This window comes from Nocardiopsis sp. iso_40 (assembly GCF_056173285.1).
On the sequence record NZ_CM149666.1, the window covers coordinates 4,728,081 to 4,741,324 of the forward strand.

At 63.7% G+C, this 13,244-nt stretch carries 5 protein-coding genes and 3 rRNA genes; 2 read left to right on the forward strand and 6 right to left on the reverse strand.

The window, feature by feature from the left end; genetic code table 11:
- Window positions 1–18: 18 nt before the first annotated feature.
- Window positions 19–747: a methyltransferase domain-containing protein gene (locus AC0VYD_RS20490; RefSeq protein WP_473040872.1), complete on the forward strand. Its 729-nt coding sequence runs from the start codon at window positions 19–21 to the stop codon at window positions 745–747.
- Window positions 747–1,823, forward strand: a complete 1,077-nt coding sequence (locus tag AC0VYD_RS20495) for a glucosidase family protein (protein ID WP_475477077.1) — start codon at window positions 747–749, stop codon at window positions 1,821–1,823. The genes AC0VYD_RS20490 and AC0VYD_RS20495 overlap by 1 nt, the downstream gene beginning before the upstream one ends.
- Window positions 1,824–1,910: 87 nt before the next feature.
- Here the strand turns inward: AC0VYD_RS20495 and AC0VYD_RS20500 are convergent, their stop codons facing one another.
- From AC0VYD_RS20500 to rdgB, 6 genes are all read right to left on the reverse strand, one after another.
- Entirely contained in the window at window positions 1,911–5,126 is a 3,216-nt protein-coding gene (locus tag AC0VYD_RS20500; RefSeq protein ID WP_475477078.1) for a transglycosylase domain-containing protein, read from the reverse strand.
- A gap of 668 nt (window positions 5,127–5,794) precedes the next feature.
- Complete coding sequence (locus tag AC0VYD_RS20505) at window positions 5,795–6,442, reverse strand: class I SAM-dependent methyltransferase (RefSeq protein ID WP_475477079.1); 648 nt, start codon at window positions 6,440–6,442, stop codon at window positions 5,795–5,797.
- Window positions 6,443–6,569: 127 nt separating this feature from the next.
- Window positions 6,570–6,685, reverse strand: a 5S ribosomal RNA gene (gene rrf / locus AC0VYD_RS20510).
- 103 nt (window positions 6,686–6,788) lie between these two features.
- Window positions 6,789–9,884, reverse strand: a 23S ribosomal RNA gene (locus AC0VYD_RS20515).
- A gap of 327 nt (window positions 9,885–10,211) precedes the next feature.
- Window positions 10,212–11,744, reverse strand: a 16S ribosomal RNA gene (locus AC0VYD_RS20520).
- The 16S, 23S and 5S rRNA genes sit together here, the layout of an rRNA operon.
- 874 nt (window positions 11,745–12,618) lie before the next feature.
- Window positions 12,619–13,224: an RdgB/HAM1 family non-canonical purine NTP pyrophosphatase gene (gene rdgB, locus AC0VYD_RS20525; protein WP_475477080.1), complete on the reverse strand. Its 606-nt coding sequence runs from the start codon at window positions 13,222–13,224 to the stop codon at window positions 12,619–12,621.
- Between the last annotated feature and the right edge of the window lie 20 nt (window positions 13,225–13,244).

Consider the following 13,244-nt stretch of genomic DNA (forward strand, 5'->3'; position numbering starts at 1 on the left):
GTCCCTAGGGAGCCTCCACTGATCACCGTCGACTTCAACCTGTTCCCCGTCGGCCCGGGCGACCGCGTTCTCGACCTCGGCTGCGGCGGTGGCCGCCACGCCTTCGAGATCTACCGCCGCGGCGCCGACGTGGTCGCCTTCGACCAGAACGTGAGCGACCTCGCCGAGGTCGAGACCATGTTCGCGGCCATGGCCCAGGAGGGCGAGGCCCCCGAGTCCGCCAGGGCCGAGACCGTCAAGGGCGACGCCCTCGACATGCCCTTCGACGACGACAGCTTCGACCGCGTCGTCGCCGCCGAGATCTTCGAGCACCTGCCGCACGACACCGCCGCCATGAAGGAGCTCCACCGGGTCCTCAAACCCGGGGGGATCGCGGCCGTCACCGTGCCGAGCTTCCTGCCCGAGCGCCTCTGCTGGGCCCTCTCGGAGGAGTACCACACCAACGAGGGCGGCCACATCCGCATCTACACGCGCGCCGAGCTGGAGGCCAAGCTCAAGGCCACCGGTTTCGAGATCGGCCCGCACCACCACGCGCACGCCCTGCACGCGCCGTACTGGTGGATCAAGTGCGCGGTGGGCACCGACAACAACGACCACCCGCTGGCCAAGGCCTACCACGAGCTCCTGGTCTGGGACATGCTCCAGGCCCCGAAGGTGACCCGCGTGGCCGAAAGGCTCCTCAACCCGGTCATCGGCAAGAGCGTCATCGTGTACGTACGCAAGCCGCGCGCCGGCGCGGCCTCCTGATGGCGGCCGCGCCGGCGCCCTCCGACCCGGCGGCCCTGCGCCTGCCCGGTGTCCTCAGCTCCGAGCAGCTCTACCTGTCCGCGCACTACCTGGCCCGTTCCCAGGAGCCCGGGGGCGCGATCCCGTGGTTCCCCGGCGGCCACACCGACGTGTGGGACCACGTGGAGTGCGCCATGGCCCTGACCGTCACCGGTCTGCTCGTCCCCGAGCACGCCGAGGCGGCCCGCCGCGCCTACCTGTGGCTGGAGGGCAGCCGCCATCCCGAGGGCGGCTGGCCCGCCAAGTTCCGTCAGGGCCGGGCCGCGACGGAGCTGCGTGAAGCCAACCACGCCGCCTACCCGGCGGTGGGCCTCTTCCACCACCTGCTCACCACCGGCGACACCGCGTTCGCCGAACGGATGTGGCCGACGGTGGAGAGCGGGCTGGAGTTCGTCCTGGCCCTACGCGGCAGCCGGGGGGAGATCCTGTGGGCCCGCTCCGAGGACGGCGCTCCGGGCGACCACGCCCTGCTCACCGTGTGCGCGAGCGTGCACCACGCACTGCGCTGCGGTGCGGCTCTGGGGGCCCGTCTGGGCCGGGACCGGCCGGAGTGGTCGGCGGCCGCGGAACGGCTCGGCGTACTCATCAACGAGGACGAGGGGCTCTTCGCCGACCGCTCCCGTTTCTCGATGGACTGGTTCTACCCGATCCTCGGCGGCGCGGTGCGGGACGGCGCCGCCAAGGAACGGATCGCCGAACGCTGGGACACCTTCGTCATGCCCGGCCTGGGCGTGCGCTGCGTGAACGACCAGCCGTGGGTGACCGCCGCGGAGTCCGCCGAGCTGGTCATGGCGTTGGCCGCGATGGGCGAGACCGAGGCGGGCGTGCGCATCCTGCGCGACGTGCAGCACCTGCGCGACGCCGACGACGGCGTCTACTGGACCGGCTACCAGTTCGCCGAGCAGGTGCGGTGGCCGGTGGAGCGCAGCACCTGGACCTCGGCCGCCGTCATCCTGGCCGTGGACGCGCTCACCCGCACCACCCCCGGCTCCCGGGTGTTCCTGCACGGCTGGGAGCAGGAGCCGGTCGGCGTCTGAGCACCCGCACGCCCCAGGGCGACCACAGAGGGCCTCGGTACCGGATCCGGTACCGAGGCCCTCTCGCTGCGCGGGGAGGAGCTACCGCTACTCCTCCTCTTCCCCCCGGCTCGGCGGGGGCTCGGGGATCCCCGGTTCCTCCGTGTCACCGGGGTCTCCGGGCTCACCCGGCGTGACCGGAACACCCGGCTCCTCGGTTTCGATCGGGTCGACCGGTTCCGGGGGCTCGACCGGGTCGACCGGCTCCTGGGGCTCGGTCGTGTCGACCGGCTCCTGCGGTTGCTGCGGTTCCTGGGTCGACACGTCCGGGGCCCAGTCCTCAGTGTTCCCAGCGAATGCGGGGCCGGGGAAGGAGGCCGGTTCGAGGCCCTTCACCGCCTCCTGCATGTAGCGGTTCCAGATCTGCGAGGGCAGACCGGTACTGGAGATGTTCTGCCCGGGGATGGTGAAACTGCGGTTGTTGTCGCTGTACACGCCGACGGACGTCGACAGCTGCGGGGTGTATCCCACGAACCAGGCCGCGGAGGTCCCGCCGTTCTGCTCGTCCCGAACGGTCCCCGTCTTGCCCGCGGTGGGGTGGTCCGGGTTCCACAGGTTCGCGGTCCTGCCGGTTCCGCTGTCGGCCACGCTCTTCAGGGCGTAGGTGAGGTCCGCCGCGACGGAGTCGGAGAACGCCTGGTTGCTCTCCACCTCCGGCCGCTCGTCCTCGCCTGCCTGGTTGACGAGCTCCTTGATGACGTGCGCCTCCACGTGGACGCCGCCGTTGGCGAAGGTCGCGTACCCGCTGGCCTGGTCGACGGGCCGGACGCTGTTGGCGCCCAGGGGCATGACCGGAACGAGCTGGTTGTCCTTGATACTGCCCTTCTTCAGGCCCGCGTCGTAGGCGGTCTCGCGGATCTCCTCGTAGCCCACCCTCTGCGCGAGTTCGATGTATCCGAGGTTGTTGGAGACCTGGGTCGCCTCGGTGAGCGTCATGATGCCGCCCGGTGCGTTGCCCGCGTTCTGGATGGGCGAGCCGTTGATGTTCTGCGGGCCGCGCCCGTCCACCCTGGTGTTGAGGCCGATGCCCTGCTTCAGGGCGGTGGCCAGCACGTACGGCTTGAACGCCGACCCGGCCTGCGCGGAGCCGAGGAAGGAGCTGTCGTACTGGTTGTCGTTGTAGTCGTGTCCGCCGAAGAAGGCCAGGACCTCGCCGGTCGCCGGATCCACGGTGCTCAGACCGATGTTGATCCCCTCGGGCATCTCCTCCTCCGAGACCATCCCGTCGACGGCCTCGTAGGCGGCGTCCATCATGTCCTTGTCGAACGTGGTGACGATCCGGTAGCCCTGCCGGTTGATCATGTCCTCGGTGTAGCCGAGCCGGTCGAGCTCGCTCATGGCCTCCTGGAGCATGTACCCGTGGTAGCCGCTGACGTTCCCCGTGATCTTCTCCGGTTCGGGGGCCGGGAACTCCATCTCGTCGGCCTCGTCCTGACTGATCGCCCCGGTCGTGACCATGCCGTCGATGACGTACTGCCAGCGGCTCTCCATCTCGGGAGTGGTCTCCACGTCCGCCTGACCGAAAGGTGTCGGCTGCTGGATGGCGGCGGCCAGGAAGGCGGCCTCCTCCGCGGTGAGCTCGTCGACGTCCTTGTGGTAGTACGCCTGCGCGGCGGCCTGGACGCCGTAGGACATGCGACCGAAGTAGATGGTGTTGAGGTACTGCTCCATCACCCACTCCTTGTCCTCGCTCTGATCCACCTTGATGGAGATGATGATCTCCTGGATCTTGCGGGACACGGTCTGTTCCCGGGAGACGCCCTCGTAGTAGTTGCGGACCATCTGCTGGGTGACGGTGGAGCCGCCCTGGACCTGTTCTCCGGTGATCGTGGACCACACGGCACGGGTGGTGCCCTTCACCGAGACGCCGGGCTCGGTCCAGAACCCCCGGTCCTCGGCGGAGATGACGGCATCGACGATGTGGTCGCCGCCGGCGACCATCTCGTCGTAACTGATGACGTCCCGGTCGGTGCCCCGGTAGGCGAACTCGGTCTCACCGTCGGCGAAGTAGAAGGTCGACCCCTGCTCGACCGCGTCGGCCTTGGCGGCGTCGGGCACCTCGACGGTGGTGTAGAAGTACGCGAAGGCACCGCAGCCCAGGATGACGATCAGGCCGGTGACCAGCAGGAAGGCCCGCAGGAGGCGGAACCACAGCGGCTTCTTGCGCTTCTGTTTCTTCTTTCCGGAGCCGCCGCCGGGCCCCTGCGGCCCGCCGGGGCCGCGCGGCGGACCCTTGGGCCCGCCGGGCCCCTGCGGTCCGCCCGGAGCGCCCGCGCCGTGCTCGGCGGATTCCCCCTGCCGGGGGCCGCCCGCTGCTCCGGAGGCGTTTCCCGGTCCTGGAGGCGTGGCTGCACCGCCCGATGCCGCACCGGCCGCACCCGCCGCGGTCGCCGCTGCAGCACCGTCAGAGGAGTCCTCGGACTCGGGCCTGTCGGTGACGTAGTCGGACAGGCGGCGGGGCTCAGGCCACAGCGCGGCGGTCTCCTTGTCGGCACCGTCCTCGGAATGCTGCTCCTCGGAACGCTGCTCCTCGGTCCGCGGTGCGTCCTCACCGTTCTCGGCGCCCTCCTCCGGAGGGGCTCCGGCGAAGGACACCGCGCCCGGAGCGGGCGCGGGCATGGCCTCGGTCCGGACGGGCTCGTCCGGTTCCCCGTCCTCGGCGTCACCAGCACCGTCGTTTCCGGAGCTCTCGTTTCCGGAGCTCTCGTTTCCGGCGCCCTCGGCCCCGGAACCGGTCTCCGTGCCGACGGAGGGTTCGGCACCACTGGCAGGCGTGTCGTCGTCACCGGTTCGGAGGGGCTCGGTCTCGGGAAGCGAACCCGCCTGGGTCGCGGCCTCGGCCGCCGCGTCACCGGTTTCGGGCAGCGCTTCGGTACGGACCTCGTCCGCAGAGACGCTCTCACCCCTGGAAGCGCCCTCCTCCGCCGGGGAGGTGTCCCCGGTGTCAGGGACGGCGTCCCGTTCGGGTTCGGCAGCGTCCTGGATCGGGATCTCCTGCGTCTCGGGCTCTGGTTCGTCTCCAGCCCCGTCCCTGGCATCCTTTTTGTCGGAATGCTGGTCAACGTCTCCGGGAACCGTCTCGGAGGCCCCCGCCCCGTCAGAGTCCTCCTGCGGCGCCCCGTCCTCCGCGTCCTGCTGGACGTCGGCCACGACGCCGGCCTCCGAAGAGCTGCTGTGCTCCGTCTCGCCGCCCGTCTGCTCGCCGGAGTCCTCGGAGCTCAGTTCACCAGGCTCGAAGCCCTGTTCGGCGAGGGTTCGCGCCACGCGCTCACGGAAGAAGGTGCCACTCGTCTTGAAAGTTATCGGCTCTGCGATGAACTCCGGTTCGGGCTGCCCGTCACTCTCGGGATCCGAAACCGGGGTCTCCCCCTCTGATTGATCCTCACCTGTGGTGGGTAGATCATCACCCTGGGGGCTCGCCTGACTGGACAGATCCTCGGTAGAGGTGTCGTTCGTCTCCGGCCTGTTCGAGTCAGGACGCTGTCCATCCGTCCCGCCACTGCCGTGTGTGCTCTCGCTCAGCTCCCCGCCCCCATGGCAAATCACGTCCGGCACCGTGCCGTCCTGATGTTTGACGCGCGAGTGCCCCTGATCGGTTCAGTTCGAGTCAGGACTGAAGCGGTATTTCGGGGAAATCGTCACCATCGCTCAACCCTCACCGACACGATACCCGCACGTAACCGCGTCAAGGTCGGATCCGTAACCACGCAATCACTTCTTACCGAAGGCTTACCCTCCGGACGCGTGTAACTTGCCGAATGTTGGATCACTCACTTTCAGCCATCCGGAGTTTTCGCGTGCTGATTCGATCACGGTCCGTACTTTTTTGTCTGCGGTCCACCCCGACCGATCGGCTCGGGCCTCCGGCCCGTGGAAAACCGCTCCGGAACAGGCCCGGAGGACAGGTGGCCCCACGGCCGGCACCTGCCGGATCAGACTCCGCCGTCCCGGGAGACACACTCCAGAACACGCATGGATCCGACCACCCGGACCTCCTTGAACCTCCCGGAGTCGAGGGCCCGGCAGTAGATGTTGTAGGGCGGACGCCCACCGTCCTCCGGGTTCGGAAACACGTCATGGATCACGAGTGCGCCACCGACGGCGATGTGCGGGGTCCAGCCCTCGTAGTCGTTCTGCGCGGCGGTCTCGCTGTGGCCTCCGTCGATGAAGAGCATTCCCAGTTCGGTGCCCCAGACCGCGGCGACGTCGACCGAGGCCCCCGCGATCGCGATGACCTCTTCCTCCAGCCCTGCCCCGACGATCGTGTGCCGGAAGTGCGGGAGGGTGTCGAACCTGCCGGTGACCGGGTCGATGAGGGAGGTGTCGTGGTACTCCCAGCCCTCCTGGTGCTCCTCCGAACCCCGGTGGTGGTCGACGGTGATGATCTTCGTGCCGGTGACACGGGCGGCCGCACCGAGGAAGACGGTGGACTTGCCGCAATAGGTGCCGATCTCCACCACGGGACCGCGGTCGGCGTACTCCAGGGCGGTCTCGTAAAGCGCCAGGCCCTCGTCGGTGGGCATGAAGCCCTTCGCCGCCTCGGCAGCGGCCAGCAGCTCGGCAGGGATTGTCTTCGTCATACCGAAATTCTCCCACCAAGGGAGAACACCCTTGCCAGCAACCCCTATTTTCACATGTTCACAAACCACCACAAAAAAAGAAGGGGGCCGCCATAACAGCAACCCCCTCCCTCTTCTTCAAGAAAAACCGTGGCAGCGACCTACTCTCCCACCCCACCACAGGGCAGTACCATCAGCGCAAGGAGACTTAACGACCGGGTTCGGAATGAGACCGAGTGTGACCCTCCTGCTACAACCACCACGGAAACCAAACACCCACAACCACCACTCAACCCCACAAAGAGGGAACGATGACCACGAGCAAGCTTCGTGTGAATACAGTGTGCGCGAACATCCAATTATCTGCAGCGGACAAGCCCTCGGCCTATTAGTACCGGTCAGCTCCACCCCTCACAAGGCTTCCACACCCGGCCTATCAACCCTGTCGTCTACAGGGAGCCTTACCCTCTCAAGGAGGCAGGAGACCTCATCTCGAAGCAAGCTTCCCGCTTAGATGCTTTCAGCGGTTATCTCTCCCGAACGTAGCCAACCAGCCATGCCCTTGGCAGGACAACTGGCACACCAGAGGTTCGTCCGTCCCGGTCCTCTCGTACTAGGGACAGCCCTTCTCAAGTCTCCAACGCGCACAGCGGATAGGGACCGAACTGTCTCACGACGTTCTAAACCCAGCTCGCGTGCCGCTTTAATGGGCGAACAGCCCAACCCTTGGGACCAACTCCAGCCCCAGGATGCGACGAGCCGACATCGAGGTGCCAAACCATCCCGTCGATATGGACTCTTGGGGAAGATCAGCCTGTTATCCCCGGGGTACCTTTTAGCCGTTGAGCGACACCGCTTCCACACGCCGGTGCCGGATCACTAGTCCCAGCTTTCGCTCCTGCTCGACACGTCCGTCTCACAGTCAAGCTCCCTTGTGCACTTACACTCAACACCTGATTACCAACCAGGCTGAGGGAACCTTTGGGCGCCTCCGTTACTCTTTGGGAGGCAACCGCCCCAGTTAAACTACCCACCAGACACTGTCCCCGAACCGGATCACGGTCCAAAGTTAGATGCCCGAAACAGTCAGAGTGGTATTTCACCAACGCCTCCACCGCCACTAGCGTGACGACTTCACCGGCTCCCACCTATCCTACACAAACCATCCCAAACACCAATGTCAAGCTATAGTGAAGGTCCCGGGGTCTTTCCGTCCTGCTGCGCGAAACGAGCATCTTTACTCGTAGTGCAATTTCACCGGGCCCATGGTTGAGACAGTGGGGAAGTCGTTACGCCATTCGTGCAGGTCGGAACTTACCCGACAAGGAATTTCGCTACCTTAGGATGGTTATAGTTACCACCGCCGTTTACTGGCGCTTAGATTCCTAGCTTCGCCGGGGCGAACCCCAACTAACCAGTCCTCTTAACGTTCCAGCACCGGGCAGGCGTCAGTCCGTATACAGCGTCTTACGACTTCGCACGGACCTGTGTTTTTAATAAACAGTCGCTTCCCCCCGCTATCTGCGACCCCACCCAGCTCAGGCCGTAAAGACCGTCACCAGACAGGGCTCCCCTTCTCCCAAAGTTACGGGGACAATTTGCCGAGTTCCTTAACCATGGTTCACCCGAACGCCTCGGTATTCTCTACCTGACCACCTGCGTCGGTTTAGGGTACTGGCCACACACGAACTCGCTAGAGGCTTTTCTCGACAGCATGGGATCACTCACTTCACCAAAAACGGCTCGGCATCACGTCTCAGCCCTGATGAGAGGCGGATTTACCTACCCCCCGGCCTACACGCTTACCCCCGGACAACCACCGCCGGGTAGAGCTACCCTCCTGCGTCACCCCATCACTTACCTACTACAAGCTCGGGTCCCAGACCAGATACAAACAATCTCCCGAAGGATTTTGCAAGATCCAGCGTGGTTAGCATCACCTGATTCAGTATTGGACGCTCGTGCACGGGTACGGGAATATCAACCCGTTATCCATCGACTACGCCTGTCGGCCTCGCCTTAGGTCCAGACTCACCCTGGGCGGATTAACCTGCCCCAGGAACCCTTAGTCAATCGGCGGCAACGTTTCTCACGTTGCTTTCGCTACTCATGCCTGCATTCTCACTCGCACACCCTCCACCACACGATCACTCGGCAGCTTCACTGGATGCACGACGCTCCCCTACCAACCCAGCCCTCAAGGGGCTGAACTTCACAGCTTCGGCGGTGTACTTAAGCCCCGCTACATTATCGGCGCAGAACCACTTGACCAGTGAGCTATTACGCACTCTTTAAAGGATGGCTGCTTCTAAGCCAACCTCCTGGTTGTCTGGGCAACTCCACAACCTTTCCCACTTAGCACACGCTTAGGGGCCTTAGCTGATGATCTGGGCTGTTTCCCTCTCGACTACGAAGCTTATCCCCCGCAGTCTCACTGCCACGCTTCACTTCACCGGCATTCGGAGTTTGTCTGACGTCAGTAACCTTGTCGGGCCCATCAGCCAAACAGTAGCTCTACCTCCAGCAAGAAACACGTGACGCTGCACCTAAATGCATTTCGGGGAGAACCAGCTATCACGGAGTTTGATTGGCCTTTCACCCCTACCCACACCTCATCCCCCAGATTTTCAACTCTGGTGGGTTCGGGCCTCCACGAGGTCTTACCCCCGCTTCACCCTGGACATGGGTAGATCACTCCGCTTCGGGTCCACAGCATGCGACTCAACCGCCCTATTCAGACTCGGTTTCCCTACGGCTACCCCACCCGGGTTAACCTTGCCACACACCATGACTCGCAGGCTCATTCTTCAAAAGGCACGCCATCACCAGGAACAAGCCCCAGCTCTGACGGCTTGACAGCACACGGTTTCAGGTACTATTTCACGACCCCTCACCGGGGCACTTTTCACCTTTCCCTCACGGTACTAGTGCACTATCGGTCATCAGGACGTATTTTGGCTTAGCAGGTGGTCCTGCCAGATTCACACGGAATTTCTCGGGCTCCGCGCTACTCGGGAACACACCAACACCTAGACTCTTCCTTCACCTACGGGACTCTCACCCACTCCGGTACCGCTTCCCAACGGATTCAGCTAGAAGAACCATCAGCGCTCCAGGCCGACAGACCTGGAAAGATGCACCCCACAACCCCGCACACGCAACGACTGCCGTCTATCACACGCATACGGTTTAGCCTCTTCCCCGTTCGCTCACCACTACTAGGAGAATCACTGTTGTTTACTCTTCCTACGGGTACTGAGATGTTTCACTTCCCCGCGTCACCACCAACTACCCTATACATTCAGGTAGCGGCAACCCGACACAACTCGGGCTAGGTTTCCCCATTCGGACACCCGCGGATCAAAGCTCGGTTGACAGCTCCCCGCGGCCTATCGTGGCCTCCCACGTCCTTCATCGGCGCCTGATGCCAAGGCATCCACCGTGTGCCACTATCACTTGGCCACTACAGATAATAAGATGCTCGCGCACACTATTCACAAGTCAAAACACCCACCACAAACTCCCCTACCTCACACCACAACCACCAACCCGAAACAACGGGCCCGTGGCGTGGGAGTTACTGGAGGTGGCACTGGGAAACCAACCCACAAGGGATTGCTTCCTCAGATACCCAACAGCGCGCCCCCCGATGCTTCTAGTCACCAGGGGTTAAGTTTCATTTCCTTCAGCCACTCCCGAACACCTGCCAGCCATCAAGACCAGCACGCTCGGGTCCACTTTCGAGTCCGACCAACGATAGGAAAAAGTTGGCCTTCAAAAGACTCCTTAGAAAGGAGGTGATCCAGCCGCACCTTCCGGTACGGCTACCTTGTTACGACTTCGTCCCAATCGCCAGCCCCACCTTCACTCATTCCCTCCCCGAAGGGTTAGGCCACAAGTTTCGGGTGTTGCCGACTTTCATGACGTGACGGGCGGTGTGTACAAGGCCCGGGAACGTATTCACCGCGGCGTTGCTGATCCGCGATTACTAGCGACTCCACCTTCATGGGGTCGAGTTGCAGACCCCAATCCGAACTGAGACCGGCTTTAAGGGATTCGCTCCACCTTACGGTATCGCACGCCCATTGTACCGGCCATTGTAGCATGTTTGCAGCCCAAGACATAAGGGGCATGATGACTTGACGTCGTCCCCACCTTCCTCCGAGTTGACCCCGGCAGTCTCCCATGAGTCCCCACCATTACGTGCTGGCAACATGGAACAAGGGTTGCGCTCGTTGCGGGACTTAACCCAACATCTCACGACACGAGCTGACGACAGCCATGCACCACCTGTCACCCACCAACTAAATGACCCTGTATCTCTACAGGTCCACGGGTGATGTCAAACCTTGGTAAGGTTCTTCGCGTTGCGTCGAATTAAGCAACATGCTCCGCCGCTTGTGCGGGCCCCCGTCAATTCCTTTGAGTTTTAGCCTTGCGGCCGTACTCCCCAGGCGGGGCGCTTAATGCGTTAGCTACGGCGCGGAAACCGTGGAAAGTCCCCACACCTAGCGCCCAACGTTTACGGCATGGACTACCAGGGTATCTAATCCTGTTCGCTCCCCATGCTTTCGCTCCTCAGCGTCAGGTAAGGCCCAGAGACCCGCCTTCGCCACCGGTGTTCCTCCTGATATCTGCGCATTTCACCGCTACACCAGGAATTCCAGTCTCCCCTACCTACCTCTAGCATGCCCGTATCCACTGCAGAACCGGGGTTAAGCCCCGGTCTTTCACAGCAGACGCGACACGCCGCCTACGAGCTCTTTACGCCCAATAATTCCGGACAACGCTCGGACCCTACGTATTACCGCGGCTGCTGGCACGTAGTTAGCCGGTCCTTATTCCCCACCTACCGTCAACCCCGAGAGAACCCGGGGCCTGCGTTGGTGGTAAAAGAGGTTTACAACCCGAAGGCCGTCATCCCCCACGCGGCGTCGCTGCATCAGGCTTTCGCCCATTGTGCAATATTCCCCACTGCTGCCTCCCGCAGGAGTCTGGGCCGTGTCTCAGTCCCAGTGTGGCCGGTCGCCCTCTCAGGCCGGCTACCCGTAATCGCCTTGGTAGGCCTTTACCCCACCAACTAGCTGATAGGCCGCGAGCCCATCCCTGACCGACAAAACTTTCCACACACCACCAGGAGATGGTGTGTCATATCCGGTATTAGACGGCGTTTCCACCGCTTATCCCGGAGTCAGGGGCAGGTTGCTCACGTGTTACTCACCCGTTCGCCGCTCGTGTACCCCGAAGGGCCTTACCGCTCGACTTGCATGTGTTAAGCACGCCGCCAGCGTTCGTCCTGAGCCAGGATCAAACTCTCCATAAAGGTCAAACAACCCTACCCGGCGACCCGGGGGTCTGCCTGGGACGGGTAAACCTAGAAGAAATCCTGACCAACCAACTCGCGTTGGTTAATCAAAGGAACCCTACGCACCGTGGTGCGTCGGGGCCAAAACAAACATGGCTTAAAGAAAATCAAACACGCGCTGTTGAGTTCTCAAGAAACAATCGCTTTTCCCGTACAAGCGCCGTAACTTGCGTTGCGGCTGCTCTTCCGTGGAAGGCTTTGTCGCGGTCCGGCCGCTGTTGCGGCTTTCTCGCTGTGTTGTGTCTTTACTTTATCAGGTGTTCCGCGCCCCGCCAAATCGGCGGTTTGTGTCATTCCTGATCGGGGTAAAGCCCGTGTGCTTCATTATGCCTTTGCGTTTCCGCCGTGTTGGCTTCCACCGGGCTTTTGAAGCGACTCTCCGAAGTTTACATGCCCCGAGCACCGCTCGAACCACCGTGTTTCGGAAGAGGTGTCTGTGATCGCGGCCCGGTTCCGGGCTGGAACCCCGAAGTGGCTCCGCCCGCCGTCCCGCAGCGACTCGGTGAGTCTAGGTAATCGACCCGGAGACGTCAAATCCGTCCGGACCGTGGAGGGAACCCCGATCTGCCCGGACGTTCCGCGTCGGCCTGGGAGCCCCCGTCATCTCGGGTTCTCGCCCTGGTCCGCGGAGCGACGCCTCGATTCGCTCGGCCCACACCCGGGGCCTGTGCTTAGCGTGGCTTGCTTGTCAGACAACAGCCATCCTCCCCAGGCAGGAGCCAGGCCAAACCATCGGATCGAGGTTTTTCCCGGAAGCAGGTGAGGGGCGGGTGCACGGCCCGTTCGGGCCCCGCATCCGCCCCCGGTCACACTGCTCGGCGCCGACCGCAGGTCAGACCATCTCCGCCAGCTCACGGGCGAGCTGACGGAAGGCGATGCCCCGGTGGCTGATCGCGTTCTTCTCCTGCGCGGAAAGCTCTGCCGTGGTGCGGCTCTCACCCTCGGGAACGAAGACGGGGTCGTAGCCGAACCCGTTCTCCCCGCGGCGTTCGCTGACGAGACGGCCGCGCAGCACGCCTTCGGCGACGGCCTCGGTTCCGTCCGGCATCACCAGGACCGCGGCGCAGACGAACTCCGCCCCCCTGCGCTCAGCGGGGGTGTCCGCGAGCTGGTCGAGCACCAGGTCCAGGTTGGCCCGGTCCTGGTCGCCCTTCCCGAAGCGGCCGGACCAGCGGGCGGACAGCACCCCGGGCATCCCGCGGAGCTCGTCCACGCTCAGTCCGGAGTCGTCAGCGATCGCGGGGAGTCCCGTGTGCGCCGCGATCGCCCGCGCCTTGAGCAGGGCGTTGCCGATGAAGGAGGGTTCGGTCTCGGGCACCTCGGGCGCGTCCGGGAACGCGTCCAGGGCCAGGACCTCGGCCTCCACCCCGGCCTCCGCGAGGATGGCGCGCATCTCCGGAACCTTCTTCGCGTTGCGTGTGGCCAGAACGAGTTTCACCGTTCCTCCTTCACCGGGAA

Bases quoted from the DNA above. Each gene is read 5' to 3' on its own strand.
- AC0VYD_RS20495 (WP_475477077.1), top strand. From the start codon at position 747: ATGGCGGCCGCGCCGGCGCCCTCCGACCCGGCGGCCCTGCGCCTGCCC.
- AC0VYD_RS20505 (WP_475477079.1), bottom strand. From the start codon at position 6,442: ATGACGAAGACAATCCCTGCCGAGCTGCTGGCCGCTGCCGAGGCGGCG.